The organism is Sulfitobacter sp. UBA4523 (assembly GCF_002388305.1).
Taxonomy (GTDB): domain Bacteria; phylum Pseudomonadota; class Alphaproteobacteria; order Rhodobacterales; family Rhodobacteraceae; genus Sulfitobacter; species Sulfitobacter pontiacus.
Map to the genome: position 1 here is coordinate 24,704 of NZ_DGMH01000039.1, position 26,361 is coordinate 51,064.

A 26,361-nucleotide genomic window follows, 5' to 3' on the forward strand; every position below is an offset into this window, starting at 1 on the left:
AGGTTAACACGCGCCATGTTTTTCGGAGGTCCGCTGTGGATTCTGTCACTGTCTACGAAATCATCCGGCAGACGTTAACCGTGACATTGATCGGATCGGCGCCTGTGCTTGTTGTGGCGCTTGGCGTCGGGCTTGCCATCGCGTTTTTCCAGGCTTTGACACAGATTCAGGAAATGACGCTAACGTTCGTGCCCAAGATCGCCGCGATTTTTGTGACGCTCGCCATCAGCATTCCTTTTATTTTTTCGACACTTGTCGGGCTCTCGGACCGGGTGTTCGATCTTGTCTCCAACGGGGGGCTCTAGGGTGCGGCTCACCGCCTTGTTCATGGTTCTCTTGCTGCCAGTCTCTGCCTTGGCGGACAAAGGCGGTTGGATGGGGTTTTACACGTCATCTGCTCCTGCCGTGAAGTTGGGTCGGCAAAACGCCACCTCAAACCCGATGCGCGTCTGCGTGGACGAAATCCTTTCGGCTGAACAGCGCTATAACATTCCCGGTAACCTATTGTTGGCGATCGGGATTCAGGAAGCTGGACGTCAGGTGAACAACAAGCTGGTGGTATGGCCGTGGACCGCAAACACAAACGGCACCGGCACGTTCTTTGGCAGCAAGCTCGCATTAGAAGCGCATGTGCGCGAGACAGAGGGCCGCGGCATCCGGTCCACGGATGTAGGATGCATGCAGATTAACCAACGGTGGCATGGCGACCAGTTCTCTTCGCTAGAAGAGGCGACGACGCCAGCGCATAACGTCGATTATGCCGCACGTTTTCTGACCGCGCTTTATCACGAGACAGGCGATTGGTGGCAGGCCGCTGGCCGGTACCATTCGTCTAACCCCAGCTACAAAGCTGTTTATCTGCAGAAGTTGCAGCAGAACCAGCGCATCGCCCAGGCATTTCTGACCCGCTTTGCAAGCGATGTTAGCTCGGTCAATAGCACCCCGCAGCAGGTTGCAGTCACCCGAGAGATGCCCGACTTCAACTGGAGCGCCGATCTGAGCGGTGCAAACTCCGGCAAAGCGGGCGGCGCGCTGTCTATCTATTCTACGCAGGCGTTGGCCCCCATCCTGCCCCATTACGCAGAGGTCAACTGAGCGTGGCGACACCAGACACAAATCCGCAGCCCTTCAGCTTTGCCAAGCTTAGCGGTGCCAATCGCGACATCGGGTTCGCCGTGGGGATGGTTCTCATCCTGGCGATGTTGTTTATTCCTTTGCCTCCCTTCTTTCTGGATCTGGGTTTGGCGATTTCCCTCGCGTTGTCCGTTCTGATTCTCATGGTGGCCCTGTGGATCGGTACACCCTTGGAATTTAACTCCTTTCCGACGCTTTTGCTGGTCGTTACGATGCTGCGTCTGGCACTCAACGTATCCTCCACCAGATTAATTTTGAGTGAAGGCCATAACGGACCGGGCGCTGCGGGGAATGTCATTGAGGGATTTTCGCAGTTCATTCTGGGCGGCGACTTCATCATCGGCATTATTGTTTTCACAATTCTGGTGATCATTAACTTTATCGTCATCACTAAGGGCTCTACTCGAATCGCGGAGGTTGCGGCCCGATTCTCGCTGGATGCGATGCCGGGCAAACAAATGGCGATCGATGCTGACCTCGGCGCCGGTGCCATTACGGAGGAGGAGGCGAAACTACGGCGTAAAACGGTCGAGGAAGAAAGCTCGTTCTTCGGGGCGATGGACGGTGCGTCCAAGTTCGTCCGCGGGGATGCTGTTGCAGGGTTGATCATCACGCTGATCAACGTTTTTGGCGGCATTATGATCGGTATGATCAGCCACGGACTGAGCGTGGGCGACGCGATGAGCCGCTATACAGTGCTAACGATCGGTGACGGTTTAGTCACGCAAATCCCTGCGTTGGTCGTGTCTCTTGCCGCTGGTTTGCTGGTGACCAAGGGCGGAACACTGGGTGCGGCGAATGAAGCCGTCTTGGGGCAGCTCAGCAATTTTCCCAAGGCTTTGTATGTCGCGGCGGGGCTGACATTCTGTATCGGTTGGCTGCCCGGCTTTCCGTTGATGATCTTTCTCGCGCTCTCTGCCGGGATGGCGGGCTTTGGCTATATCATGCAGAAGTCCTTTGTAGAGCGGGACAAGGCCGAGAAACTCGCCGCCGCGCGTGACGCGGCACCTGTTGAGAGTGCTGAAGACAAGCTGTCGGATATGCTGCGCGTTGATGATGTGCGGCTGGATCTCGGCTCTGGTCTCGTGCCGATGATTACCTCGGTCAATGCGGCGCTGCCGGGTAAGGTTAAAAGCCTGAGGTCGTTGTTTATAAAGGACTTCGGGTTTGTCTTGCCGTTGGTTCGGATCAAGGACGATGCGGAGCTTCCCGCCTATACCTACGCCATTTCCCTGCAAGGGGTGGAGGCCGCGCGTGGGGAAGTGGACCCGATGATGATGATGGTGATTAACCCGTCGGGGCAAGAAATTAACCTTCCCGGCAAACGCACGCGCGAACCGACCTTCGGGTTGGAAGCGATCTGGGTTGACGAAACGCGCGCATCCGAAGCCGAGCTCATGGGGATGACTGTCGTTGATCCGGAAAGCGTGATCACCACGCATCTGACCGAGGTGATCAAGGAGCATATGCCCGAGATCCTGACCTATGCCGCGACGCAGGAATTGATCGAGGGGCAGGGCAAGGAATACCAGAAACTGCTTTCAAGCGGCTCTGACAGCAGCTCGGCTGTTATGTTGCAGCATGTCTTGCAGGCGCTGCTTGCAGAGCGGGTGTCGATCCGAAATCTGTCGATGATCATCGAAGCGGTCGCGGAGGCAAGTGCCACGTCCAAGAATATCCGCACAGTGATCGAGCACGCCCGTAGCAAACTGGCTAAACAAATTTGCCAATCCTTGAAGGATTCTCAAGGATATGTGCCCGTCATAAATCTGGGTGGAGATTGGGAGCGCGAGCTTGCGAGTTCGATCTCTAAAGCGAACGGGGAAGAGACCTTCTTGATGTCGCCGTCGCGGGTGCAGGAGTTTGTTCTTGCAGTACGCAAGGAAATCCAGAAGTTTTCGAGCGCAGATGAATGGCCGGCCATTTTGGTCAGCCCGCAAGCGCGGCCCTACGTCCGGTCGATCCTCGAACGGGTGAGCCCCATGACCCAAGTGATTTCGCACAACGAAGTCCACCGCAAAGCGTCGCTACGTACTGTTGGCACCGTCGGTTAACCGATCGTGGCAATCGAACCCTTCATCTCGACGCTATTTTTCTCTTTTTTTGTGGTGTTTGCCCGCATTGGCACGGCGCTGATGTTTATGCCCGGGTTTGGGGAGGTGCAGATTCCGGTGCGCCCGCGGCTGTCCTTGGCGGTGCTGATCAGTCTTTCCCTGCTTCCGCTGACGCCCATTGCAAGCGCGCTGCCTGATAGCGCGGTGACCGCGGTGTTCCTGTTGGGCGCCGAGGTGCTGATCGGGCTTTGGATTGGTCTTTGTGCGCGTATCCTATTGTCAGCATTGCAGTTTGCGGGGTTCCAGGTCGGGCAGGTGTCTGGTTTGGCAAACGCTTTTGGCCCGTCGTTCGGGTCGTTTGAAGGCGCGACGATGGTGGCGACCTTGCTGCTGATGAGTGCGGTGACCATGATCTTTGTCACAGACACCCATCATCTGATTATCCGCGCATTGCTTGCCAGTTATCAGGTTTTCCCGCCCGGACAGTTCGTGCTCGCCGATCTTGCTGATCAAATACTCCGTGTCGCGAGTGCGAGCCTCTATATCGGGACGGCAATTGCGGCCCCCTTCTTTGTGATGGGTGTGATTTTGAACCTTGGCATGGGGCTGGCAAACCGGATGATGCCACAACTGCCCGTGTTTTTCGTGGCGGCATCGCTGTTGATCGGGGCAGGGCTGCTGATCCTTGCTATCGCCGTGCCAGCCATGCTTGATTACTTCCTAGTGCGATTCCAGGAGTGGATCATGGGCTTTAGGATCTAATCATGGCCGAGAATAGCGACAGCACGGAAAAGACCCTAGAGCCGACCGAAAAGAAGCTTAAGGACGCGCGCAAGAAAGGGGATGTCCCGTCGTCAAAGGAGACGGGGAACATGGTCGTTGTCGTGGCGATGTTGGGGATCGCCGCCTTGGTCTTGCCCTATCAGGCCCCGCAAATCGTCGTCGCGCTGTCGGTTCTGCTGGACCATTCCCCAAATCTGATGGTCGCCACGGGAGAGCCGGGGGTGATCCGGCTGGGGCAAATCATGAGCGAATTTTTTTATATGATCGTGTGGGCAGTCCTTCCTATCTTTGGCGTTTTGTTTTTGGGCGGCGCGATTGGCGCTGTGATTCAGGGTGAAACCGTCGTCGCGGCAGAGCGTATCAAACCAAAGCTTTCCAAATTGTCACCGCTGGAAGGGTTGAAGCGTCTTTTTTCGGCGAATGCGCTGGTCGAATTCGCGAAAAGTATCGTCAAAGTCTTGGCAATCGGTGGGCTTGCCGTGTGGTTCACGAATGAAGCGGTGCGGCGCATTTGGACCTCGTCGGGCTTTATCCCCGAGCATCTGCCGGGCTATCTGACCGCCGCTGCAGTTAAGCTGTTGATCGCGGCTGCAATTCTGCTTGTGCCAATCGCGATTGCCGACATTCTGTGGCGTCGTTTTGATTGGCGGCGCAAGCAAAGGATGAGCCAGAAAGACATCAAGGACGAGCACAAGGAATCCGAAGGCTCCCCCGAAATCCGGCAGAAACGGGCGCGTCGCCGGCGCGAGCTGTCACAACAGCGTACAATCACTGCTGTGCCTTTGGCAGATGTCATTCTGACCAACCCGACCCATTATTCAATCGCGCTGAAATATGACCCGGCGCAGGATATGGCCCCGGTCTGTATCGCCAAAGGCGCAGATCATCTGGCGCGGCGCATCCGCGAAGTGGCTGCGGAGCACGATATTCCGATGATCGAGAATAAACCGTTAACGCGAATGCTGTATGACGAGATCGACGTCGATCAGGTCATTCCCGTCGCCCATTGGGAAATTGTCGCCGAGATCATCAGCTTCGTCTTTGACCTGCGCAACAATAAAAAGCGGGCGGCACCGCAGGGGTCTACCCTGCGGACCGATCCATATTAACGAAGCTTGATACCTGTAAGATCTTGATCCGCCGGAAGCTGCGAACGTTCCAGAATGATTTTGGAGACGGCGCGCGCTCGTACAGGCGGGATCTTTGCAAGGATAGGTGCGGCTGTTCTTGGCTTCATGGTGCCAAGGATCATAATCGTCGTCTCGATGTCCAGATCATCCATGATACGCGCCGCATCGGTCGGCTTCATATTCGTGTAAAGCTGGATCAGACGATCAAGGTCTTCGGTCTGCGCGGCATCAACGCGGCCCAGCAGATCCTCGATAGAGGTCTTGAGCTCGGTCAGAGATGCTTTTTCGATGTTAAGCCGTTCGCGGGCCAGCGCAAACTCAGCACGTTGGTTTTCCAGTTCTTCCTGCTGCAACCGCACCAATTCGCGCTCTTTCGTGAGCGAGATCAAAACGTCTTCGGGCGCTTCGCAACCGTTTGAAAGTTCGGGCAGGTTGCCTACCAGCGGCGGGGCATCCTGAACCGGCTGCAGGCCCGTTTCCTCTTTGGTTTCAGCGGCAAGAACGACCATCGGCTGCTGTGGCAGCGCACTATCCTTGAACAAGGGCAATTCAGGAAAGGATAGCGCGGCTTTGGCGCAGAGCGTCAGGGCCAGCCCCCCAAGGATAATTTTCCCGTTCAACATACCTGGTCCAAACATCTATCAGCCCTTTGCCGCAGAAGAATTTTCGAAAAACGCGCGCACCATCTCTTTTTTATCCCGTACCACACGCACGCCATTGCGTTCTGCCGGCGCTTGCTTGGTCGCGCGGCGGCTGGCGAAAGACGCGGCTGTTTCTTCGGGCGGGGGGGGCGCTTCGACGGGGGCCGGCGCACGTTGCGCGGTTTCGATGCTTTCGCGCATGTGGTGCACAGATTGTTCGGATTTATCGACTGCAGAGGAGAATTGTTCGACCAGCGGTTCAAGCTGTTTCAACGTCGCCGTCAACTTGCGCAATTTCATCGAAACCACGTAGCCATAGCCGATGCTGCCAATCAGCAATACGACGATCAGGCTGTCAATTATCGTTGCCATCATCTTCGTGGTCCTCCAGAATTTCCAGCTTTTCGGTAATTTGCACAGCCACATAGCCGTTGTTACGTTTGCCCAACGACACGTTGAACATCGGGGTGTCGGCACAGGTCACAGTGGCATCGCGGCCTTCCTCGATGCCGAAATCAATGGTGTCGCCGGGCCGCCATGACATGATTTTTTGGAGCGGAAAGACGTTTTCGGACAGGACGACATCCAGATCGACGTTCGCCCGTTCGATCTGCGCCCCGATCAACCCGCGCCACTGGTCTTGCGACACCATACGGTCGCCGAAATAGACTTTGCCCAAGTCGGGCAAGATCTGTTCAAGTGCGTCATAGGGGATGACAAGATCAAGGTTTCCGGTATTCCCTGCAAGGGTCAACGACAGCCGTAACCGCGCGCAAAGGCTTGTGTTTTTGGCAATCGCGGCACCTTCGGCCTCGGTTTCGATGCGATCGAGTTCGAGGTTCGCAGCCCCCACAACCGACAAAGACCGCTCAAGCTCGGCAAAGACGGCAGAGGCAAGCCGTTCGCCAAAGCCGAGCTCGATCGCGGTAAAGGGATCGGTGTTGTCGAGATCGACGTTCTTGGCGTTCCCGCCCAGCATCAGTTCAACCGCGGTCATCAGCACCGCTTGATCCATCACCACAAGGATTTCACCGACAAAGGGGTGACCTGTGCCAACGGCCAGAAACGTGGGCTTGGGCAGCCCTTCGATCACTTTGCCCATGGGGATATAGTCAAGCGAGGCGAGTGAGGCTTCACACATGGCGCGCATCAGGTCGGGCAGGGCAACCGACAGGTTTTCGACCATGCGATCGCCAATGATGTCGAGCATGGGCAGGCGATCAAACGTGAAATCCGACATGCGGATGATTTCGTCGATCAGGGTGCTGCCTGCTTCGTCGGGTCGCCGTGCTGTTGTGTCGCTCTCGCTCATCGCCGCCTCCTACTGCACGATCAGGTCTTTGATCAGGATTTCCTGCGGCAGATCGCTGCCCACGGCGGCGCGCGCCCGTTTCAGCAGCTCGGCCTTGATATAAAGAATGCCCGCCATGCCGCGCACGTCGTTTTCGGTCAGCCCCCGCAGGTAGCCGTTGAAAAGATCGCGCATGAAGGGCTGGCGTTCGACCATCAGCTTGTCCGCGCCCTCATCGGGCCGGTAGGCGACCATCAGGTTCACCTTAAGAAACGCCGATGTCGGCGTGCCGTTCTGATCGAAACCTTGGATGTTGGTCAACATCTCGCCCAGATCAATCAGCCCTGTGCTTGCGGCCTTGGTGTCATCGGCGTGGTCTTCGGCATCACCCTCGTCCTTGGCGTGGTCGTCTTTACCATGATCTTCCGTGTCGGCGTGATCATCCTTGGTGTCCGTCTGATCGGCTTCTTCGCTTTTATACTCGGGCTCGAAGGCTTCGGCGTCTTTGACGTAGGCCGCACGGGCAAGGAAAAATCCGCCACCCAAGGATACCACGCACATGAGCGCGGCCGCGATCAGCATTTTACGCGACCCGCGTGGCCGTTCCGCTGCGTCAGCAGAGGCGGCCTGCTTTGCCGCAGCTGGCTTTTTTTTCACTTTGTCGGCCATGTGGAAACCTTAACTTAGTGTTAATGCCACATTCCCCTTTTAAGGGCAAAAACACAAGGTTAAAAATTGTTTAATACTTGCCTTGAGGCATGAATTGATCAATATATTCACAACAAATCGATGCTGAGGGGCCCCATGCAAGGATTAATCGACAATCTCAAGTCGCTCGGTAAAAACAAGCTCATGATGCTTGGTGGGGCGGGCATTGGTGTGGTGCTGTTGATGATTCTCGGCATTGGTGCCGTGACCCGTCCGGACTACGCGCCGCTCTATTCGAACTTGTCGATCACCTCCGCCAATTCGATCGAGGCGACGCTGGCAAACGCCGGCTTCAATGCCATGGTCTCTGAAGACGGCACCAGCATCTCGGTTCCCCGCGGGGACGCGGTGCGGGCGCGTATGGTTTTGGCAGAGACCGGCATGCCCATCGATGGAGATCCGGGATGGGAGCTGTTCGACGAAAGCAGCGGGCTGGCGATGAACTCCTTCCTGCAGAAGATCAATAAGATGCGCGCGATGGAGGGGGAGCTCGCCCGCTCCATCCAGACGCTTGACGGGATCTCGTCTGCGCGGGTTCATCTGGTGTTGCCCGACCGCGAGCCTTTCTCCCGCGATGCGCCTGCGCCGCGTGCCTCTATCATCCTGCGCCCCGAATCCGGCCGTGCGGTAACCCGTAAGCAGGCCGTGGCGGTTAGCAATCTGGTCGCCTCAGCCGTTGCTGATCTGGATATTTCGCGGGTCACCGTTCTGTCGGCCAGTGGCGAGACGATCCTGGCGGAAGGGCCGGACGGTAGCAGCCAAGGCGGCGTCCAATCCGCCAAAGCAGGCATTGAAGACCGCCTGTCGCAAGAGATCCAGAACATCCTGACAGCGCGGGTCGGCGCGGGGAATGCGCGCGTCCATGTGAACGTCGAATTGACCACGCAGCGCGAAGTCATTGTCGAGCAGACATACGACCCCGACCAGCAGGTCGTGCGGTCAACCGAGACGAAGTCCGAAGACCAGACCGGCACGAAAGAGGCAGGCAATGTCGGTGTGGAAAACAACATCCCTGCCGCTTTGGCCGATGGCAATGGGGGCGGGACATCGACCCGCCGGTCAGAGGCCGACGAGATCGTGCAGTACGAGATCGGCAACACGCGCCGCGAGATCGTGCGCGAAGCCGGCGACGTGCGGCGCATGTCCGTCGCGGTTCTGGTGAACGGGATCTACAACGTTGACGGGTCAGATGTGATCTACGCCGAACGCACGCCGGAAGAGCTTGCGCGGCTTGGGGAGCTGGTCAAAACTGCCGTCGGATTCGACACTACACGCGGGGATAGTGTCTCTGTCGATAGTATGCGGTTCATGGATTATTCGATGGATCTTGGCGATCCGATCGACAAATCTATCGGGGATGAGCTGACCGATAATGTCGTGTCTATTGTGCGCGGTGTTCTGGCCCTGCTGGTTGTCGGCCTGATCCTTGTCTTTGGCGTGCGGCCCATGCTGCGTAAGTTCAGCGAAGGCGATCAGCTCAACAGCTACGAAGATCCCGCCCTGACCGCAGAAAAGACCGCCGAACCGGCGGCACTGACAGCGGATGGCCAGCGCCCCAAGCTGCCCGGCACCACGCCAGCCGTCGCGGATATTGCCGAGGATGACGACCCGCTGACTGTCACGGATGACGATATCGAAGCTGCGGAAGTGGCTGAATACGTGCGCAAGGAAGGTATCCGTGGGAATCTGCACAAGAAAAAGATCGAGACGATCCAACAGCTTGCAGATGAGAAACCCCAAGAGGTTCTGCGCGTGATCCGGTCGTGGCTTCCTGCCGAGGCAGGCGCATGATCGATCTTTTCGCCCGAAACTTTGACAGCGACAATGCGCCCGCGGCGCCCGTCACTACAATCGACGAGGAAGAGCTGAACCTGCGTCTCGCCGAAGCGCGCAAGCAGGGCTTTGATGCCGGGCGCGCCGTCGGGCAGCAAGATGCAAAGGCGGAGTTTGACGCGCAGGAGGATGCACGACTAGAGGCGGAGAGCGCTGAAATCCGTGCGCAGCTTGACGCGCTGATCGCGCAAGATACGAGACAATGCCGTGCAACAGAGACTGATATCGTGGAACTCTTCCTCGGCATCGGCGACCGGCTTGTGCCAGAGTTGCTGCAAAACTACGGCGTCGATCTGGCCATTGGTCGCATCCGTGAAAGCGTCGCCCTAAGCCGCAGTACACCGGTTCTGTCCATCACCGCCTGCCCCGAAGTCGCCGCACGGCTGAAAGCTGAGCCGCCGGTTTGGCTACCTGCATCAACAGACGCCGCGTCGATCAAGATTGTCGCGGATAGCGATTTGCCCCGTGGTGCGGCGCGGGTCGTCTGGCAGGGCGGGAAGCTGGAATACGATCTCGAAGAGGCAACCACGGCCGTGCGCAGCGCCTTGCAAACCGCCGCCGTTGAACTGACCGCAACCACAAGGATTGCTGAATAATGCTACATAATGACCAGGATAAAACCCAAGCAGACCTGACTGACAGCAACGCTCAGGATGCAGAGACCAAAGCGCCGGCGGGTCTGGATGGTAAAAGCCTTGATGCGATTTTTGGTGTCAAACTTGACGTCCGTGTCGTTCTGGGGCGCAGCCGTATGCCGATCTCGGAACTGCTGAACCTGACCAAAGGGTCGGTGATCGAGCTTGACCGCCGCGTGGGTGAACCCGTTGACATCATGATTAACGATCGCATGGTCGCGCGCGGTGATCTGGTGCGCGTGCAGGGGGATTCCCTTGGAGTTGCGCTGCGTGAGATCGTCAAAGACTTCGTCTCAGAAATCTGATGTACCCCCGTTTGCTGCCCTTGTTTGCACCGCGCGTGATGTGTGGTCTGGCCTTGGTTTTGGCCGGTGTCGTTGCGTCCGCATCGACTGGATGGGCGCAAGAGGCAGACCTTGGCAGCATGGTGCGGGACCTCTCTTCGGCTTTCGGTGACGTAACGCCGGGCACGGACGAGGGGGCCAGCCTGTCGGGCCGTCTGATCCAGCTGTTCGCGATCATTACGGTCCTGAGCGTGGCACCGGGGCTTTTGGTGATGGTCACGAGCTTCACCAGATTCGTCATTGTTTTCTCGATGTTACGGCTTGCGCTTGGGCTGAACCAAACGCCACCGAACATCGTGTTGAACGCTATGGCGCTGTTCATGACCTTCTTTGTAATGCAGCCGGTGTTCGAGGATGCGTGGGAGGGCGGGCTAGTCCCCTTGATGGAAAACGCCATCATTGAAGAGCAGGCCGTGCGCAATATATCCGAGCCGTTTTACAACTTCATGTTGGTGAATACGCGCGACAAGGATCTCCAGCTTTTCACCGATATTGCGGATGAAGCGTCGCCGCCCTCGGACGGGCCTGCTGCGTTGCCAAGCTGGCGGGTGCTGGTGCCATCCTTCATGATTTCGGAGCTGCGTCGCGCGTTTACCATTGGCTTTCTGATTTACCTTCCATTCATCGCAATCGACCTGATCGTGGCATCGGTTTTGATGAGCGCAGGCATGATGATGCTGCCGCCCGTGTTGGTTTCGCTGCCCTTCAAGGTCATCTTTTTCGTACTGATCGATGGGTGGTACATGTTGGCTGGATCGCTGATTCAATCCTACGTTTCCGGATAAACCGCCGCGGTCATAAATAGCCATGTCAAACAAGAATAGTTTCGGCTATCCTTGTGCGATAATATCCAGCCTGCGGGAATCGACGATCTCATGAACCAGTTTGTACCCCTTCGCAAACATCGCCACATGTCCGGCGCGCAGAAATCGGCGATCCTTTTCCTGTGTTTGGGCGAGGAGAGGGGCGGCGCGATCATGCAGCAGCTTGATGTTGATGAGATCCGCCAGATCACCACCGCTATCTCGACGATGGGCGAAGTCGACGCTGGTATCGTCGAAGAAATCATCGCGGAATTTGATGAAAAAGTGAATCACAGCGGCAGTGTGGTCGGCTCGATTGATGCTGCGCGCGGATTGCTGAAAGAATTCCTCCCCGAAGATCGTGTTGCTGAGATTTTGCAGGAAATTGACGGCAAAAAGATCGATAACGTTTGGAAAGACCTATCGGATCTGGACGAGAAGGAATTGGTCGCCTTTCTTCAAAAGGAACACAACCAGACGATCGCAGTTATCCTGACACGAATCCGGCCTGACGTCGCGGCAAAGGTATTGCCGCTGTTGGGGGCCGAACGCGCCGCCGATCTGATCGAGCGCATCATGGGCATGGACAAGCTGCCGATCGATACGATTCAGAATATCGAAAACACACTGCGTGAAGATGTGCTGGCCAAGGCCGGGAACAGCGCTGAAGCCCGGATCGAGAGCCAATTGGTGTCGATTTTCAACAAACTCGATGAAGATATGTTGGTTAATCTCACCCGCAACCTGGAAGAACGCCAGCCCGATAAGCTCTTGTCGATCAAGCAAAAAATGTTTGTTTTCGATGATTTGGTTAAATTCAACGAAATGATGTTGGGGAAAATCATGCGCGAAGTGAGCGGGAATACCCTGCCGATGGCGCTGCGTGGTGCCAAGAAGGAAGTGCGTGAACATTTCCTGGCTTCCCTGCCTTCGCGATCACGCGGAATGCTGCAGGATGAAATGTCTTCAATGGGCCCTGTCCGGTCCAAAGATGTTAAAGGCGCGCAGGCTCAGTTGGTCGAAGCCGCATTGCGTTTGATGTCGGAAGGGGAGGTATCCTTGCCCGAAAACGACGACGATATGATGTCGGATATGCCGAGCTGATCAGCGATACAGGCGCGATGCAGAGAATGTGACTGCTGTCACATCGATTGTGATCGGCACGAACTGGCCGCCCAGATTGTAGGATTGCAGCAGATCAAGCGCGATCGAATTCGCCTGAAATCCCTGTGGGTTAACTGCATCTGAAATGGCGACGTAGCGCGCGATCAGCTTCTCACGCTCCGCCGGATCCGCCAGTTTTTCGAGGTCGAATTTATCAGCGAGAAGCGCCTTTTGTTTGTCGAGATCAAGGGCAGACATCTGTTCGGGGAGTGACAAGGCGACCTGGAAGAAATTAGTCAACTTCTCGCTGGCAAGCACCTCGAACCAGTTATTAATGCCGCTAAACTTGTCACGAAATTCTAACACCGTGCCCACGGTCTCGTTCTGAGCGTCATTTTCGTTGATGTATTGCCGATTATAGAAGCGCGTCGTCACATCATTCAGAAAATCAGGGTTCGTCAAATCAGGGGTCTGCGGACCTGCCTCTGTCGTGAAGCCAAGGGCCAGATGCATTTCGCGGAAGCGGCTGTCGGTCAGTCGGTTCAGCAGGGATGAAGGTTCGACCGGATCGGATTCCAGCATTTTGCGAATCAGCCCTTTGCCGAAAATCTGGTCTTCCAGGTCAAAGGCCCGCATCACAAAACTGTAGACTTCAAAATCCGCGATCAACTCTTCTGGGCTGGAGATGTCGCCGATTCTGTCGCGAAACGCTTCTTCCGCGCGTTTATTGGCGGCAGAATCACGCATCAGATCAAGCTGTTTGTCCCGCGTTGCGTCAATCAGCTTGAGCGCGGTGGAACTGCCTAAACCTGAAATGCTGATCATAGGTTTACCCTATTCCGCCGCCGTGGCTGTGTTCTTTTCCCGGATCATTTTGAACAGTTTTTCTTCATATTCGATCAGGGGGCGCAATGTGCGCATCGCTTTGTAGAAGTCAGCAGAAGACACGTGAGCCGCGGCTTCAAAGATGTGGCTGGCCATCTCGTCGTGGAAAACCGGCGCAAGCGCGCCTAGTTTCCTTTGAATGATCGACACCAATTTTTTACGGGTCGATGGCTCAAGCAAGGCGGTCTGGATGAAGAAATAGACCTCTTTTACAGGGGTGCGCTCTTCATCCTCTTTTAGCAGATCGGCTTCACGCACGATGTCAGCCTGATTCTCGATCACAATCATCTGACGGCGATCGGCGTTGCGCACGACACAGCCGTTAATCAGGATCCGCTCGTTCGGTTTCAGGGTTAATCGCAGCGCCATAAAGCTTACTCCGCCGCGACTTTTGCAGCCCGTCCGCTCAGACCGTCGATAATACTGCGGTTAATATCAATCAAAGGCTTCACATTTTTAGACCCGGACAGGACCGCTTTAGTGTGGTTTTCCACCCAAAGAGCCAGCGAGATCAGCGCAGCGCGCAAATCGGCCGTCAGCCCGTTATCCTTCTCGGCCAAATCGGCCTTGAACGTGAGCCAAACGCGCTGGTTCTCCCACAGGGTATCGCGCAGGCCATCTGCAAGCATCTGAAGCTTTTGAGATTTTTCCGCAGCACCGTCAAATGCTTCGAATTTGTTTTCAAGTTTGGATGTCACGCTCGCCAAAATCCGACGCTCAATCTGGCGCGGATCTTCGGTGTGCGAGATGGTCCGCTTATACGCGGTTACACTCATTTCACTGCCTTTTTATTCTGCCTCGGTTCAACTATAGGGTGGCACAGTTAAGGGGGAATTAAAAAATCCTTAATTTCTTGAAAGCAAGGGTAATTTTAAGCACTTGTTTTTAAATCATGCTTTGCATGTCACACTGTGGCGGGGTTTTCGGGGGGCCGCAGTGTTAATGAATGTGCTGGCCCGGAGTAACCGTGCGCAGCATTTCACGGTGAAAGCTGTGGGCGATATTATCAGCGGAAAGTAAGCCATCAGGGGCGGTGCCGTCACGCTCGGACTGGGCGAGGGAAACGATGATATGGCCGATGTGGTGGCCAAGTTGAACGGGGCACGTAGGCGTCAGGGTTGGTTGGGCGCAGGGTTCGATCAAAACGATGGCGTCATCTTCCAGATCAAGGCCAAACTCCTGATCTAGAACATCGGCCAAAGAGGCACCGGAAATGATCTCTTCTCCGGCGTAGATCGCGAAGGGCGTCAGATCAGCGTCCTCTACGGCGACGGTGAAACGGGTGATCGGCGACGCGAGCAGTGACGACAGGATGCGGCCCAAGGGCGTGTTGCAAGGATCGGCGCAAAATTCCAGCCGACCGCCCCAGATGTGCCCCATCAAATCAGAACGCATAGTTAAAACTTCCCCAAGTGTCGCATGTGCAACCCCAAGGTATCTTCCCGACACGGTTTTTTGAATTCCGGATTTGTTAAACTTCGCAAGCTGTTCTTGAATTCCAACAACGATCAGCGCAGCGGTTTTGCGCTGACGCTTGCGGTGATTTCGGCAAAATTCCCCCAATCACCCATATTTTTGGGAACCAAATATGGGGCGAAATGTTATCCACAGCACAAGTATTGGTGGGCGGGGCAAAATATGGCTGCATGTTCACCCATATGCGAATTTACAATAAATGTGTTGAGAATGTGCGGCAAGTGTGAGTGCGGAAAGGTGCGATTCTCTCGCCGTGCAGGTACGGGCATCCCTTACGTCGGATCGAAGGCATTCAGCCCGCCCGTGCGCAGCATGTAGCCACTGGAGCGTACCGTTTCGACGGAAATACGCTCGTCAAATGTGTCCGCAAATTTCTTACGGATTTTCGCGACGTGGACATCAAATTTCCGATCACCATAGCGCCACGGCCGAGATTCTACGGCGAGACTTAGCGCATCGCGGGTCACAATTTGCCCGTCTTGGGCGAATAATACCCGCATGATTTGAGCTTCCGCCGTCGTTAATCCGGCGCGCAGAGCGATATACGCTTCGACATCCCAGCTCACATCGTGAGGCTGTTCAATTGACGGCGTAGGGGTTGGCAGGCGTCGGTTCAGTCGTAAAGACAGCTCGCGCAGATTGCAGGGCCATGTGAGGACATCGATCGCACCCGCTTCAAACGCATCGGCACCCCATACCCCCTTCAGCTCTTGTATTGCGAGCACGACTCCGGGCTGCGCGTGGGTGGTGAGCGTGCTGATCAGCGGGGCCGGGTTGCTGTTCGCTTCGGTCATATCGACGAAAACCGCGTTAACGTTTTCATTGTTGTGTAGCCAATCTTCGCAGGCGTCAAAGTCTATACATTCAAAGTCGAACTTTAGGATAACCGTAAATAAATAGTTCAGGGCGTTGCGCACCGAAGGTGCCGTCGAGACGAGTAGGATCTTGGTCATTTATCGCGCTGCTCCAATGGGTTGACCGATGGGTGTTCGGAAAAGGATAGCATTGCGGCGAGACGCGGGAAGGACACGATGATAACGGCCATATACTAGGAAAGGGAGCGATGAACTGGGTTATCCCTTTGTTGCACGAACCCGTGGGCGAAATCAAAGTCAGAGTTATGCGGCAATAATTGGGCCTGCTTGTCATGAAAAAGCTATACGTTCACTATTCTTTAACCTTCCACGCTATGTATATCCTTGCAGACTGCAGAACGCGTCTGAGAGAACCTCAAGAATAGGCGCTAGAAAATGGCAGACATACTTGAAATTGTTGCGCCAAAGCGGCGTGCGCTCGCGGCGGCCAAACGGCTGGTCCATTTGCGCGACGAGGCGGTGCAGGATGAAAACATGCGCGCGGTGATCCTTCACGCGGCAGAAGTTGTGGCCAAGTCGGGTGTTCTGTCCGCAGTCGCTGAGAGTGGTCAGAAACGGCAAGGTTTTGCCACATCTGACCTGCCGAGCTTGCATCCCGACCGCCACCGGTTGAATTAATCCACCGCAGTTTATCTTGAGTTCATAAGGTGTTGTCCTTTCGCCATTCCTTGCGGCGGGCCAACCTATACTTAAGAGATATTGACAATTTTTGTGAGGTTAGCGGACAATCCTGGTATTCTAGTAGAGTTCCCAAGATTTGTTCACGAGGCTTCATCCCGCACCGACGTAGTAAAGGCGCATACGAAAGTGACAGAGTTTACAGATCCCCCCGTTTCCGAGGCCGCAATTCGCGTGATTGCCGCATTCGCTGGCCGTGAATCCGCAACCGTGCAAGACATTCTGGCGTTGTCGCAGGCGCTTCCCGCCGCGCTCGCCGGGCTCCAACCCTCAGCCGCCAAAGCTGAAATCAGCAAGGTAGCAGCGCAGTTTACGACTGAAACCGCCATTCCCGCGGTTCCGGTTGCCGAGTCGTTTACCGATGATTCCGTCACCTGCCTGTGCTGCGGCCGATCCTTTACCATGCTCAAGCGTCACCTGCGCGCAGAGCACGGGTTGAGCGAGAGCGAATACCGGATCAAGTTCAATCTTGATGATGATCATCCCCTCGTCGCACCGAACTATTCTTTGCGCAAAGCGGATTATGCAAAGAAAGCCGGCCTTGGCCGCTATGCTCGCGACGAGGCGGTGCAGGCAAATCTTGGGTCGCAGCTATAAAGTTCAAATGCCTTTCCTTTGCCACCGTTTTGTCCTGCGGAGCACCTAATCCCCCTCGATACATGTCTCTGAGGCAGTCGGTGCAGAAGCACCTCTGCCGAACCGGCCCCCGTGGTCGCGAGAATAGAGGCAGGACATATGGCAGCGACGACACAGCCGCGCGTATTTAAAAAAGTAGAAGTTATCGAAGGCGGTGGACATCACGGTGGCGGCTGGAAGGTCGCCTATGCTGATTTCATGACCGCGATGATGGCGTTCTTTCTGCTGATGTGGATTCTCTCGAGCGCGGACGAGCAAAAGCTGCGCGGGATTGCCGAATACTTTACCAATGCGACCCTGCCCGGCGGCAGTGGTGTATTGGACGGGGCGACCTTGGGGCCACCCGGTACATTGACCGCTTCGAATGGGGCGATTGTGGCCCGTGGCAGCGAGCTTGGCAAAATCGACGATCCGGCCTCGGCCAAGTGGGAAATCCGCGACGAAACCGCGACATCGGTGCCAGATGAGACGCAGATCGGCTCTGAAGACGGTGCCCATGAAAACCCCGCCGCGGCCAATGTTGCCAGCGCGTCGCAAACCGCATCCGACGGGTCTAAATCGGCTGGCGATGCGACCATTGATAATGTGCACGCATTGGACAATGAAAAGTTCAAAAAGCTAGAGCAGGATATCTTGCAGGCGATGCAGGAGAATCCCGACCTTGATCCGCTGAAGAAAAACCTGATTTTCCAGCAAACCCCCGAAGGCTTGCAGATCCAGATCATCGATCAGGAAGGGCAGCCGATGTTCTATAGTGGCCGTGCCGAAATGCAGGGTGCCACAGATCAGCTGCTCGCGAATTTGGGTAAGTCTTTGGCGCGCCTGCCGAATAAAATCACGCTGTCAGGGCACACCGATGCTGTCCGCTTTGCCAATAGCCAGAAATACGACAACTGGGATCTGTCCTCGGATCGTGCCAACGCCACGCGCCGTGTTTTCGAAGCCTCGGGCGTCGCACGTGATCGTATCATCCGCGTGTCGGGCCTTGCCGATACCGCGCCGCTGGTGCCCGAAAATCCGACCGACGCGTCTAACCGTCGGATCACGGTGTCGGTTCAATATCAGAAGGTCGAGGATTATGCCGGCGATGACGTAGCCCCGACGCAGATTGATGCGGCGACACCGCCAGCCGAGACCGGCGAGAAGCTATATAAGGCGTCGATCCCTGCGCCCGTAGCACCACAAAACAGTGGCGAGGTGCAACGGGTCGCACAGAACGTCGAGCCTGTGGTGGCACCTTTGAAGGATGATGTATTCTTGAACCTGCGCAACGCGCTGCGGTGATCAGGCTCTGATCAACTCGCCCAAGGTGGGGACCCGTCGGCTGGCAAAGATCGGCCGGCGGGATCGTTCGACCGAGCGGCGCAGGAACTCTGGCAGCATGGGGTTTGCTTCTTCATTTACCATCGTGCCGCGCGGTGCAGCGACCACGGGGTCGGCAGTGGGAATATCCAGGCCGAGCATCTTGGCAGGGTCCAGCCCTTCTTCCAGCGCGTAGTTGTAGTTCACGGCGTAATCGACCGCTTCTTCCAGCACCACCGGGTCCGATGCGACCAGCGCCATCAAGCGGCGTTCGTCGGAATAGAGGAATTGCTTGGTCTTGAAGCCGTCGACCTCGGGGACAAAGCAGGTGTTTTCGCGGCGCAGCTTCAGCAGTTTGACCAAACGATCCGGCATCAAGTGGCGTTCATCGCGGCGAAACACGATCATGCTGCAGGTCCCAAAGCTGGACAGGCACGCCGCGAGGCAAATGTGATCCGGCCAGCCCGAGAATGCGAATTTCACATCGTCCGCATCAATCAGGACAATCATTGTGGTTTCAACATCCGAGATCACGGCACTCTCCAGCTTATTCTGAGGTTTACCTTAGTCACACCATGGAAAGATAGCAATTGGTCTTGAGCGACAAATTTTTAAACTTGGAAGAACATGAACTGTTCTTGAGATTCCAATGAAAATGCCTAAAGTGCTTGGAAACTTGCAAGTGGAAAACAAATGACGATTATTCTGGGCTTCGTGGTCGTGATGGGCATGGTCTTTGGGGGGTATATGCTCTCTGGCGGGGACATGGGCATCATCACCCACGCGCTACCGTTCGAAGGTATGATGATCGGCGGTGCCGCACTTGGCTCGTTTATTGCGGCGAATTCCTTTGCAAATATCGCGGGGGCAGGGCGCGCGCTGGTCAAGGCATTCAAGGGGCCCAAGTGGAATTCGGGCGACTATGTGGACCTGCTGAACCTCATGTATACGCTGGCCCGCAAGTACCAGCAAAATGGCATGCTGGCACTAGATGAACATATTGAAAACCCGCAAGAAAGTTCGATCTTTTCGCAGTATCCCAAGTTGCAGAAAGACCACTTTGCCATTGATCTGATCACCGATAGTTTCCGTATGCTGGCGATGCAGTTCGATGATCCGTATCAGGCGGAAGATGTCATTAACCGCAAGCTCAAGAAGCACCACCACGAAGCTTTGGTGGCCCCTCACGGGCTGACCACTGTCTCCGACGCGCTACCCGCCATTGGGATTGTTGCGGCGGTTTTGGGTGTGATCAAGACGATGTCGTCGATCGACAAGCCGCCTGCGGTTCTGGGGGCGATGATCGGCGGCGCGTTGGTGGGGACATTCCTTGGGGTTTTCCTTGCCTATCTTTTCGTCTCTCCGGTCGCCAACCGTCTGCAAGCCATCGAAGAGCAGGACGGCATTTATTACGCCGTGATCCGCGACATCTTTATCGCGATCCTGCATGGCCATTCGCCCGCGATCTGCACCGAGATCGGTCGCGGCAACATTCCCACCAGCCTGCAGCCCAGCTTTTACGAGATGGAAGAGGCCCGCAAACAGATGCCAGAGGCCGCATAACCCATGGCCGGACGCCGTCAGATCGCTGCGCTTAAGCTGATCAACACCATCCGGCAACACGAGCTGGATGCCATCGGGGCACAGCTTTCGGGCCTGCGGGCACAGCAAACATCGCTGACGGAACAAAGTGCGGCGCTGACCCAGCGGGCGATTGCTGAACAGACGGGCAGCACCTTGGAAACACAGGCCTATTTGCCCGCCTACCTATCCTCGGTTGACCGGCAACAACGTGGCTTAGCGGCGGAGGGGGATGCGCTGTCAGGGCAGATCGACACGCTAGAGGATGCGCTTTTTGCGCAGTTCCGCGCGCTTAAGACCACGCAAACAGTGCTGTCGAAAGCGCAAGCCGAGGCGAAAGCCGATGCCGACAGGGCAGAACAGGCCGCACTAGACGATGCGTCGCGCGCGCTGTTCGCATTGCAGCGCCGGTAACCCCCCTTTGCCTTAGCGCCCGCTGCTGAATTTTGACACAACACCCAGCGAATTCTTGTTCTCTACATTCCGGATGACAAGCACGCAGACCGGCCAGCCCGAGGGCATCAAACCTTGCGAGGTTGGCACCGCCATGACGCTGGCCGACCCGTCGTTGATGGCAAAGGTCAGCACGACATCCGCCTGCGACGTCGCGACTGATTTTGCGAGATCTACGGTATCGTCAAAGGTCACGATGCTTTCGGTTTCAAGCCAGCTGGCAACATCCGGGTGATCGACCGCCGCGATGGTCAGCGGTTGCGCGGGATTGCCGATGGGTTCGGCACAGGTGGCGAACCATGCCCGCAGCTGAGCCACAGCGGTGGATGCGCTGCCCGCGGCGCTGTGATCCGTGTCCGAGGCGGCTTCGATCACACAGACCGCCGCATCCGCAATCGCGCCCGCGCCGATCAACTGCGAGAGCGTGTCACGTTCGTTCTGGGTGATCCATTTATTCAGCAACGGCGCGCCGACGATTTCCACACCTGCGGCCAGACGTCCGACGTCGGCTTTGCCAAGCTCGAACTCCGGTCCGTATCCCGCGCGTGTGATCTGTTGCACCAGATGTTCCGCGGCGGTCTTTTTGATGACAGACGGCGTCTTGCGAGCCTGCTGTTCCAATGCGGCAGAAAAGGCCGTTGGCGGGGCGACTTGCACCGGCGTGTCGGGTGCCGGCGCGTCCTCTTGCGCGAGACGGGGGAGGGAGATGATAATTTCTGTCCCCACGTCTTCGCGGCTGAAGAACGTGATCTGTCCCTGATGGTGATCGATGATGACTTTGGCGATGGTCAGCCCCAGCCCCGTGCCCCCCTTGGACCGGCTGTCAGAACTGTCGCCTTGGGTGAATTTTTCAAACACCGACGCCTGCGCGGCAGCCTGAATGCCGGTGCCGAAGTCGCGGATCGAAATGCGCAGCTGATCCCCGACCGCGTGCAGGGCGATCAGGATCTCCCCGCCGTGTTCCGAAAACTTCACCGCGTTGGACAAGAGGTTATCCAGCACCTGCACCAACCGTTTGGAGTCGCCATAGGTCAGCATTACATCGTCATCGGGGGTATCGACACGGCGCAGCGATACGCCTGCGCGTTCGGCATAAAGCTGGTTCGGCACTAGCGCCGTATTCAGCGTCTCGGACAGGTTCAGCGTCTTCATCCGGAAATCAAGCGTGCCGGTTTCGATTTTCTCCATATCCAGAATACTGTTGATCAGCAGGATCAGCCGGTCACAGCTTGAGGCGGCGATGGTGATCAGCCCCTTCATCTTGTCAGGCAACTGCCCCGTGGCACCTGACAGCACAAGCCCCAAGGCCCCTTTGATAGAGGTCAGCGGCGTGCGCAATTCGTGGCTGACGGTGGACAGGAATTCGGTCTTTGCTTTTTCGGCCACCTTGCGCTGCGACACATCGCGGTAGATCGCGATGAAGCGCGGTTCGTCCTGAGCGGGGCAGACATATTCAAGGCTGATGTCGTAGGTGATGCCTGATTTCGCCTCGACCTCCCAGGTGACGCGCCGCTCTGGCCCTTTGATAAGGCCGGCGCAGCGTTCGCGCAGACTGTCATAATCCCGTTTGCCAATCAGGTCCGACAGGCTCTTGCCGCGCCAGTCGTCGCTTTCATCGTGTCGCATCAGGTGTCGTGCGACCGATGCATTGGCATACATCACCGCATAGGTTTGCGGCTGGAAGACAACGACATGATCCTGCAACAGTTCCAATGTGTTGTTGAACCGCGCCTCTGACACGCCTTCGCGGGTTTTGGTCATATCCGAGGCGACAATCGCGATCTCGCGCAGCTGTTTTTCGCCGTCGGTGATCGGAATAAAGCTACATTGCAGCCAGACCGCCTTGCCGTCGGTTTTATGCAGAACGATGGTGCCTTTCCACGGGGTGCCCGACATCATGGCGGGCAAGACATCGCCCGTCAGCACGCCGCGATTGCCGGCATCCATGACATCAACCAACGGCGTGCTGATCAGCGCCTCGCGGGACCGGCCGCTGGCTTGGACAAACTGGTCGTTCACATGGGTGATCGCGCCGTTCTGGTTCAGCATGCAGAACACGGTATGGGCCTCTACCGCGTTGCGATAAAATTGCTTGGACCGAACCTCCGACTTCAGCACATCCTTGCGGGCGTGGGCCTGTCGCGCGTTTTCGCGCAGCTGGAAAATCAAGAACAACAGCGAGAATACGATCAACAGCAGCGTGCCCAACACCAGCCATTTGTAGGTAGAGGCAATGCGCAAGGCGGAACGTTGCAGGTAATTCTCGTAGGGTCGTGCGCGCAAAGAGATCAGCAGCTCGTGCACGGATTGATAATTTTGCGGGGGCAGCCAGACGGTGCCACCGGCGGCAATCGCCTCGGGGCTGCCGGTATCTTGGCCCAACAGGGTGTCGACAAGAATGGTTAACGCCGCCTGCGGCACGCCGGGGATCGTCCCCAGCACCCAATCGGGGTACAACATGGTACTGGCCCAGAATGGATAGCCTGGATGATCGACAGGGGACACGGGGCGGAAATCGTTCATATTGATCACGCCGTCGCGGGCCAGCGCTTCGAGCACACCGGCGCGCACGACGCCCACATCCACCAGACCGGCTTGCACGGCATAGACGACCTCGCGCTGGTTCCCGCCCGAGAAAAGCGCGCGGGACGCGATATCGTCGATATCCAGCCGGTACTTGCGAAACTCTTGCAGCGCGAGCTTCCAGCCGGTCATTTCATCGGCTGACACCCCCATGATGCTGCGACCCGCGATATCCGGGATGGCGCGAATATCGCTGTCAGCGGTGGTAAAGACGACGACGCTGGTTTTATCATAGACCTGTCCCTCCCACATCTGGGCGACAGAGAGCAGCGGGCGGGCGTTGCTTTCGACCTCTGCCACGACAAAGGCCGCGGGATCGACAAGGAAGAAGTCCAGCGCGCCTTGCGAGATTTTATTGATCATTGTGGCGTCGGTGTAAGGCGCGATCTTGAAACGGTAGTTCAGTTCCGCGCCCTGTGCGGCGGTGTTCAGCGCGGCGGCCATTGGCAACCAGCTGTCCAGCGCGCGGGTGATCCCTTCGGAGGCGAGAATACCGATGGTGATGTCACGAGGCGCATCCATCGTGTCCACCTGCTGACCAGCCGCCGGTTGCAGTGCACCGATCAGGGCGATAGCGGCACCCAAAAGCGTTCGACGCAGCTTGCCCCATGCCTGTTTCACGATTTTAGCGCCCGCCATATTCTCTTTCTGGTTCATCTCGTCGCTTTGCGGACGCCGGAAAGCATAGTCAAAGCCCGCCTCCTGCTATCAAACATCACAACGTCAAACCACTTGTAAAAGCATCCAAAGCGATCGATTCCATTGCGCCCCCGCGGCATATGCTGCGGAGCATGGCAACTTGGATGTCGTCTGGTGCTGTCCTTTCACTACTGCTCTCACTGCGTTTTTTGCTGCGCCTCGTTGATCGGGCGCTTTTTGCAGTTGCGAAAAGGCTAGGCGGGGCGGGCTTTTTTGGCAATGGTAAACTCCGTTTCCGCCTGCAGGGCAGGGTGAATAGTGCCAGTGCAGCAGCAGGTACCTATCCTTTGGGATAGCGCCATAGCCACAAGCTGCTTTGGACTACCCGCCTAGGCCCGCGACGCCCTTGGGATTTAGCGTTAATTTCATCTTAACAGCCACCAAACACAGGCTGAAACAAATCCAAGGTGAAGACGATGGCAAACTCAACATTCCTAGAACTGGCCCAGATCGCCAACAACTCCTCCCTGCGCGAGGCGGTTTTGGGTGCAGTACTTGGCATCCATGTTTCGGGAAACGCTACCGACTCCGTCTTGGACATCACAGCCGACAGCACCGCGCTTAAACTCGCGGCGGACCGGATGCGCTGCGCCCGCTATGTCATGCCGACAGATGCGGACCCGACGCAGGCCATCCAGATCAACGCTGGCTTCTCTCATGTGCAGGACGTCTGGGCCACGCCCCAGGCTGCACATCCCGACCTGACCCAGGAGACAATGACAATCGCCACGCCTGACTTTATCGTGGTACCCTCCGACACGCATATCGTCGTCAATAATTTTGACGTCGCCCGCGGCGATGCGATCACCTTCCTGGGTCAGTTTTCTACCCGCGCCGATCTGCGCGCTGCCATGTGCCTGACCGGGTCCCGCGATTTGCGCGACGGTGACGTCATCATCACGATGGAAAACGGGGCCCGCGCGGTCTTCGTGGGTGTCGCTGCCCAGGCCGAAGATCTGATCGACGCTGTGTTTGATTTTTCTGCCGAAGGGCAGACAGCCTTCAAACTGGCCGACGCGCTGAACAACGCGACCTCGGCCGAGATCGACGCCTTTGTGACCGCCCTTGGCACCGATGAATTCGACCGCGCCTTTGGCGTCGGCAGCGCTGCGGTATTGCTTGCAAACCTCGACACCCCTGCCGCGACGCGTCTGTTGAATGTGCTCGAGGCCGAAGAACTGGACGAGCTGTTGCACAATGTCGGTGCCAGCACGCTCAAGCTGCTGCTCGAAGAGCTGACGCTGACGGAACTTGTGAACTTCCTGAGCGGCGTGAACGAGACTGTGGTCGTCGCGATGGCGGACCACATGGGAGCCACAACAATAGATGCCCTTTTGTGGGGCAAAAGCCCGGCAACGAAAGGAGGTATGCGTCAAAGTTAACTGGTTCGCCCTGTCAAAGCGGCATGCCTCGCCGCAGCCAGGGCCCGAGAAAGCACCGTGTTCGACCCGATATGATTTGAAAGGATTTAACAGCAGACGGGCATCGAATGCGGCGCTTTCCCTTTTTCGTGAACCCTCAACGCGCGAATTTTCGCGGGGCAGAGTTCATCAGCTTAATCGATTTTCGGGCCTGCTCCGGCCCTTACTACTTTGCCCTGTGGACCGGCCAAGGTGCCGGCCACGGGGGCTTTTTGCGTTTTCGAAGATGTAAGCCGGTGACATCAAGCCAACCCGCCAGGGGTTAAAGCCGGACGAGGTGATTATCCCACATCAGCGGTTTTTCCGGGTTCAACCTGCCAGAGAGACGCTGAACGATACCGGTACCGCTGGTCACAACAAAATCTTCCGGTGCCGCGGCAACACCGCAGACATCGGTAAGCGCCACACTACGGGTGTAAGACGCGGTTGCCGCGTCAAATACCTGCACCAAACCGGCACGGGGCGAGGTTACGGCAATCTGGGACCCGTCGTCCGACAAAGCAATACTGCCGATATACCCGTGCATATCTTCGGCACCGTCCAGCAAGAGCGGCGTCTCTCCTTGCTGATGCAGCCCGACAAGCGCGGGGGCATCGCCGTCGCCTTGCCATTGCATCCCGAACGCGACACGCCCGTCGGACCCTACGGCCAGATGCCGGATCGAGTTGCGGTGCATGTCATGGGGCAGTTCTATCTGCTCTAGAATACGACGGTCGTTGATGTAGGTGAGGTTGGGCCGCATGGTGGGGATATTCAACTTGGCGCGCCCTGAATCGGGATGCGTATCAATCCCGCCGTTCGCCACGACCAGCGTGTCGCCACCGGGCAGACGTTTGATATCATGGGGGCCGACACCGCCGCTGGCAAATTCATCGACGCGTACATAGCCAAGCGCCACGTCCCAGACGCCAATGCGCCCGATGCCGTTGGCATAGTCATTTTCGGTCGTGTAAAGCAGGCTCCCGTCGGCGGAAAAAGCCCCGTGCCCGTAGAAGTGCCGCCCCTCGGGCGCGTGTAGCGTGGCTTTGACCCGCCCCGACATGCAGTCGATCACCAGTGCGAAATTGCCGGGGCGCCGCGCAAAGGCGACAGCTTGCGGCTTGGACGGATGCGCCGCCGCTGCGTGGCCGCGACCGGGCAAGGGGATTTCGAACACCACCTCAAGCGCCGCGTCGATGCCGCAGAGCACAAAGCTGCCATCGCGCAGGCCGGCAGCGGCAAGATAGGCCGGCCCGCCCGCATCGGCCCAAGTCGGCGCGGGCACCAATCCTGATGCCAGCATCCCTGCAATGAAATGGCGGCGGTTGGTCAT

General features: G+C 56.9%; 28 protein-coding genes. 16 read left to right on the top strand and 12 right to left on the bottom strand.

All coding sequences use genetic code 11. The features are described 5' to 3' along the window. Nucleotides 1-35: 35 nt before the first annotated feature. The 5 genes from B3849_RS09645 to B3849_RS09665 all read left to right on the top strand — a co-directional run bounded on the left by B3849_RS09645 (nucleotide 36) and on the right by B3849_RS09665 (nucleotide 5,080). On the top strand, nucleotides 36-305 hold the full coding sequence (locus B3849_RS09645; RefSeq protein ID WP_278425746.1) for a flagellar biosynthetic protein FliQ: 270 nt from the start codon (nucleotides 36-38) through the stop codon (nucleotides 303-305). Between the two features lie 148 nt (nucleotides 306-453). Then, on the top strand, nucleotides 454-1,095 hold the full coding sequence (locus tag B3849_RS09650) for a lytic transglycosylase domain-containing protein (RefSeq protein WP_278425745.1): 642 nt from the start codon (nucleotides 454-456) through the stop codon (nucleotides 1,093-1,095). 2 nt (nucleotides 1,096-1,097) lie between these two features. Next, complete coding sequence (flhA, locus tag B3849_RS09655) at nucleotides 1,098-3,188, top strand: flagellar biosynthesis protein FlhA (RefSeq protein WP_278425744.1); 2,091 nt, start codon at nucleotides 1,098-1,100, stop codon at nucleotides 3,186-3,188. Between the two features lie 6 nt (nucleotides 3,189-3,194). Next, complete coding sequence (locus B3849_RS09660; RefSeq protein ID WP_278425743.1) at nucleotides 3,195-3,950, top strand: flagellar biosynthetic protein FliR; 756 nt, start codon at nucleotides 3,195-3,197, stop codon at nucleotides 3,948-3,950. Between the two features lie 2 nt (nucleotides 3,951-3,952). Further along, nucleotides 3,953-5,080, top strand: a complete 1,128-nt coding sequence (locus B3849_RS09665; protein WP_005849043.1) for an EscU/YscU/HrcU family type III secretion system export apparatus switch protein — start codon at nucleotides 3,953-3,955, stop codon at nucleotides 5,078-5,080. On the opposite strand, the gene B3849_RS09670 is transcribed toward B3849_RS09665, so the two are convergent. Genes B3849_RS09670 through B3849_RS09685 form a run of 4 tightly spaced genes read right to left on the bottom strand, consistent with a single transcriptional unit; the run spans nucleotide 5,077 to nucleotide 7,702 of the window. Further along, complete coding sequence (locus B3849_RS09670; protein WP_005849044.1) at nucleotides 5,077-5,739, bottom strand: MotE family protein; 663 nt, start codon at nucleotides 5,737-5,739, stop codon at nucleotides 5,077-5,079. The genes B3849_RS09665 and B3849_RS09670 overlap by 4 nt on opposite strands. A 3-nt stretch (nucleotides 5,740-5,742) precedes the next feature. Continuing rightward, complete coding sequence (locus tag B3849_RS09675) at nucleotides 5,743-6,114, bottom strand: flagellar motor switch protein (protein ID WP_235208569.1); 372 nt, start codon at nucleotides 6,112-6,114, stop codon at nucleotides 5,743-5,745. Then, nucleotides 6,098-7,054, bottom strand: coding sequence for a flagellar motor switch protein FliM (locus B3849_RS09680; RefSeq protein ID WP_005849047.1), 957 nt, complete (start codon nucleotides 7,052-7,054; stop codon nucleotides 6,098-6,100). The genes B3849_RS09675 and B3849_RS09680 overlap by 17 nt, the downstream gene beginning before the upstream one ends. Nucleotides 7,055-7,063: 9 nt before the next feature. Continuing rightward, on the bottom strand, nucleotides 7,064-7,702 hold the full coding sequence (locus tag B3849_RS09685) for a flagellar basal body-associated FliL family protein (protein WP_278425742.1): 639 nt from the start codon (nucleotides 7,700-7,702) through the stop codon (nucleotides 7,064-7,066). 135 nt (nucleotides 7,703-7,837) lie between these two features. Between B3849_RS09685 and fliF the strand changes: the two genes are divergently transcribed. From fliF to B3849_RS09710, 5 genes are all read left to right on the top strand, one after another. Continuing rightward, the gene (gene fliF / locus B3849_RS09690) at nucleotides 7,838-9,532 is read left to right on the top strand and encodes a flagellar basal-body MS-ring/collar protein FliF (protein ID WP_278425741.1); all 1,695 of its coding nucleotides are present in this window, start codon (nucleotides 7,838-7,840) and stop codon (nucleotides 9,530-9,532) included. Then, nucleotides 9,529-10,170 (top strand): flagellar motor switch protein FliH, encoded by a 642-nt coding sequence (locus B3849_RS09695; RefSeq protein ID WP_132997950.1) that lies wholly within the window; start codon nucleotides 9,529-9,531, stop codon nucleotides 10,168-10,170. The genes fliF and B3849_RS09695 overlap by 4 nt, the downstream gene beginning before the upstream one ends. Then, on the top strand, nucleotides 10,170-10,514 hold the full coding sequence (fliN, locus tag B3849_RS09700; protein ID WP_064216629.1) for a flagellar motor switch protein FliN: 345 nt from the start codon (nucleotides 10,170-10,172) through the stop codon (nucleotides 10,512-10,514). Before B3849_RS09695 ends, fliN begins: the two co-directional genes overlap by 1 nt. Beyond that, entirely contained in the window at nucleotides 10,514-11,338 is an 825-nt protein-coding gene (fliP, locus tag B3849_RS09705; RefSeq protein WP_180829517.1) for a flagellar type III secretion system pore protein FliP, read from the top strand. Before fliN ends, fliP begins: the two co-directional genes overlap by 1 nt. A gap of 90 nt (nucleotides 11,339-11,428) precedes the next feature. After that, nucleotides 11,429-12,460 carry a flagellar motor switch protein FliG gene (locus B3849_RS09710; protein WP_009824334.1) on the top strand — a complete coding sequence of 344 codons (1,032 nt, stop codon included), beginning with the start codon at nucleotides 11,429-11,431 and terminating at the stop codon, nucleotides 12,458-12,460. Here B3849_RS09710 and B3849_RS09715 read toward each other — a convergent pair whose 3' ends face one another. The 5 genes from B3849_RS09715 to B3849_RS09735 form a co-directional block, all read right to left on the bottom strand. Then, nucleotides 12,461-13,285 carry a DUF1217 domain-containing protein gene (locus B3849_RS09715; protein WP_132997952.1) on the bottom strand — a complete coding sequence of 275 codons (825 nt, stop codon included), beginning with the start codon at nucleotides 13,283-13,285 and terminating at the stop codon, nucleotides 12,461-12,463. A 9-nt stretch (nucleotides 13,286-13,294) separates the two neighbouring features. Next, the gene (locus B3849_RS09720) at nucleotides 13,295-13,714 is read right to left on the bottom strand and encodes a flagellar biosynthesis repressor FlbT (RefSeq protein ID WP_278425739.1); all 420 of its coding nucleotides are present in this window, start codon (nucleotides 13,712-13,714) and stop codon (nucleotides 13,295-13,297) included. 5 nt (nucleotides 13,715-13,719) lie between these two features. Further along, nucleotides 13,720-14,121 carry a flagellar biosynthesis regulator FlaF gene (flaF, locus tag B3849_RS09725; RefSeq protein ID WP_005849061.1) on the bottom strand — a complete coding sequence of 134 codons (402 nt, stop codon included), beginning with the start codon at nucleotides 14,119-14,121 and terminating at the stop codon, nucleotides 13,720-13,722. Nucleotides 14,122-14,284: 163 nt separating this feature from the next. After that, the gene (locus tag B3849_RS09730; protein WP_278425738.1) at nucleotides 14,285-14,908 is read right to left on the bottom strand and encodes a hypothetical protein; all 624 of its coding nucleotides are present in this window, start codon (nucleotides 14,906-14,908) and stop codon (nucleotides 14,285-14,287) included. A 185-nt stretch (nucleotides 14,909-15,093) separates the two neighbouring features. Further along, on the bottom strand, nucleotides 15,094-15,774 hold the full coding sequence (locus B3849_RS09735; protein ID WP_278425737.1) for a winged helix-turn-helix domain-containing protein: 681 nt from the start codon (nucleotides 15,772-15,774) through the stop codon (nucleotides 15,094-15,096). Nucleotides 15,775-16,071: 297 nt separating this feature from the next. Here B3849_RS09735 and B3849_RS09740 point away from each other — a divergent pair, with 297 nt between their 5' ends. The 3 genes from B3849_RS09740 to B3849_RS09750 all read left to right on the top strand — a co-directional run bounded on the left by B3849_RS09740 (nucleotide 16,072) and on the right by B3849_RS09750 (nucleotide 18,294). Next, nucleotides 16,072-16,314 carry a hypothetical protein gene (locus B3849_RS09740; RefSeq protein WP_005849065.1) on the top strand — a complete coding sequence of 81 codons (243 nt, stop codon included), beginning with the start codon at nucleotides 16,072-16,074 and terminating at the stop codon, nucleotides 16,312-16,314. 81 nt (nucleotides 16,315-16,395) lie between these two features. Then, entirely contained in the window at nucleotides 16,396-16,971 is a 576-nt protein-coding gene (locus B3849_RS09745) for a MucR family transcriptional regulator (RefSeq protein WP_286780055.1), read from the top strand. 138 nt (nucleotides 16,972-17,109) lie between these two features. Continuing rightward, nucleotides 17,110-18,294: a flagellar motor protein MotB gene (locus B3849_RS09750; RefSeq protein ID WP_278425734.1), complete on the top strand. Its 1,185-nt coding sequence runs from the start codon at nucleotides 17,110-17,112 to the stop codon at nucleotides 18,292-18,294. Here B3849_RS09750 and B3849_RS09755 read toward each other — a convergent pair whose 3' ends face one another. Further along, complete coding sequence (locus B3849_RS09755; protein WP_221227978.1) at nucleotides 18,295-18,822, bottom strand: flagellar motor protein; 528 nt, start codon at nucleotides 18,820-18,822, stop codon at nucleotides 18,295-18,297. Between the two features lie 183 nt (nucleotides 18,823-19,005). Here B3849_RS09755 and motA point away from each other — a divergent pair, with 183 nt between their 5' ends. Both motA and B3849_RS09765 read left to right on the top strand, forming a co-directional pair. Continuing rightward, complete coding sequence (gene motA / locus B3849_RS09760) at nucleotides 19,006-19,875, top strand: flagellar motor stator protein MotA (protein WP_005849072.1); 870 nt, start codon at nucleotides 19,006-19,008, stop codon at nucleotides 19,873-19,875. 3 nt (nucleotides 19,876-19,878) lie between these two features. Continuing rightward, nucleotides 19,879-20,307, top strand: a complete 429-nt coding sequence (locus B3849_RS09765) for a flagellar motor protein (protein WP_037966624.1) — start codon at nucleotides 19,879-19,881, stop codon at nucleotides 20,305-20,307. 12 nt (nucleotides 20,308-20,319) lie between these two features. Here the strand turns inward: B3849_RS09765 and B3849_RS09770 are convergent, their stop codons facing one another. Then, a complete protein-coding gene (locus B3849_RS09770; RefSeq protein ID WP_278425733.1) occupies nucleotides 20,320-23,586 on the bottom strand; it encodes an ATP-binding protein in 3,267 nt (1,088 codons plus the stop codon). A gap of 458 nt (nucleotides 23,587-24,044) precedes the next feature. Here B3849_RS09770 and B3849_RS09775 point away from each other — a divergent pair, with 458 nt between their 5' ends. Beyond that, nucleotides 24,045-25,010, top strand: coding sequence for a hypothetical protein (locus tag B3849_RS09775; protein WP_278425732.1), 966 nt, complete (start codon nucleotides 24,045-24,047; stop codon nucleotides 25,008-25,010). A gap of 301 nt (nucleotides 25,011-25,311) precedes the next feature. Here B3849_RS09775 and B3849_RS09780 read toward each other — a convergent pair whose 3' ends face one another. Further along, nucleotides 25,312-26,361 carry a DUF1513 domain-containing protein gene (locus tag B3849_RS09780; RefSeq protein ID WP_278425731.1) on the bottom strand — a complete coding sequence of 350 codons (1,050 nt, stop codon included), beginning with the start codon at nucleotides 26,359-26,361 and terminating at the stop codon, nucleotides 25,312-25,314.

Bases quoted from the DNA above. Each gene is read 5' to 3' on its own strand.
- B3849_RS09665 (WP_005849043.1), top strand. From the start codon at position 3,953: ATGGCCGAGAATAGCGACAGCACGGAAAAGACCCTAGAGCCGACCGAA.
- B3849_RS09670 (WP_005849044.1), bottom strand. From the start codon at position 5,739: ATGTTTGGACCAGGTATGTTGAACGGGAAAATTATCCTTGGGGGGCTG.
- B3849_RS09675 (WP_235208569.1), bottom strand. From the start codon at position 6,114: ATGGCAACGATAATTGACAGCCTGATCGTCGTATTGCTGATTGGCAGC.
- B3849_RS09680 (WP_005849047.1), bottom strand. From the start codon at position 7,054: ATGAGCGAGAGCGACACAACAGCACGGCGACCCGACGAAGCAGGCAGC.
- B3849_RS09685 (WP_278425742.1), bottom strand. From the start codon at position 7,702: ATGGCCGACAAAGTGAAAAAAAAGCCAGCTGCGGCAAAGCAGGCCGCC.
- fliF (WP_278425741.1), top strand. From the start codon at position 7,838: ATGCAAGGATTAATCGACAATCTCAAGTCGCTCGGTAAAAACAAGCTC.
- B3849_RS09695 (WP_132997950.1), top strand. From the start codon at position 9,529: ATGATCGATCTTTTCGCCCGAAACTTTGACAGCGACAATGCGCCCGCG.
- fliN (WP_064216629.1), top strand. From the start codon at position 10,170: ATGCTACATAATGACCAGGATAAAACCCAAGCAGACCTGACTGACAGC.
- fliP (WP_180829517.1), top strand. From the start codon at position 10,514: ATGTACCCCCGTTTGCTGCCCTTGTTTGCACCGCGCGTGATGTGTGGT.
- B3849_RS09710 (WP_009824334.1), top strand. From the start codon at position 11,429: ATGAACCAGTTTGTACCCCTTCGCAAACATCGCCACATGTCCGGCGCG.
- B3849_RS09715 (WP_132997952.1), bottom strand. From the start codon at position 13,285: ATGATCAGCATTTCAGGTTTAGGCAGTTCCACCGCGCTCAAGCTGATT.
- B3849_RS09720 (WP_278425739.1), bottom strand. From the start codon at position 13,714: ATGGCGCTGCGATTAACCCTGAAACCGAACGAGCGGATCCTGATTAAC.
- flaF (WP_005849061.1), bottom strand. From the start codon at position 14,121: ATGAGTGTAACCGCGTATAAGCGGACCATCTCGCACACCGAAGATCCG.
- B3849_RS09735 (WP_278425737.1), bottom strand. From the start codon at position 15,774: ATGACCAAGATCCTACTCGTCTCGACGGCACCTTCGGTGCGCAACGCC.
- B3849_RS09740 (WP_005849065.1), top strand. From the start codon at position 16,072: ATGGCAGACATACTTGAAATTGTTGCGCCAAAGCGGCGTGCGCTCGCG.
- B3849_RS09750 (WP_278425734.1), top strand. From the start codon at position 17,110: ATGGCAGCGACGACACAGCCGCGCGTATTTAAAAAAGTAGAAGTTATC.
- B3849_RS09755 (WP_221227978.1), bottom strand. From the start codon at position 18,822: ATGATTGTCCTGATTGATGCGGACGATGTGAAATTCGCATTCTCGGGC.
- motA (WP_005849072.1), top strand. From the start codon at position 19,006: ATGACGATTATTCTGGGCTTCGTGGTCGTGATGGGCATGGTCTTTGGG.
- B3849_RS09765 (WP_037966624.1), top strand. From the start codon at position 19,879: ATGGCCGGACGCCGTCAGATCGCTGCGCTTAAGCTGATCAACACCATC.
- B3849_RS09770 (WP_278425733.1), bottom strand. From the start codon at position 23,586: ATGAACCAGAAAGAGAATATGGCGGGCGCTAAAATCGTGAAACAGGCA.
- B3849_RS09775 (WP_278425732.1), top strand. From the start codon at position 24,045: ATGGCAAACTCAACATTCCTAGAACTGGCCCAGATCGCCAACAACTCC.
- B3849_RS09780 (WP_278425731.1), bottom strand. From the start codon at position 26,361: ATGACCAACCGCCGCCATTTCATTGCAGGGATGCTGGCATCAGGATTG.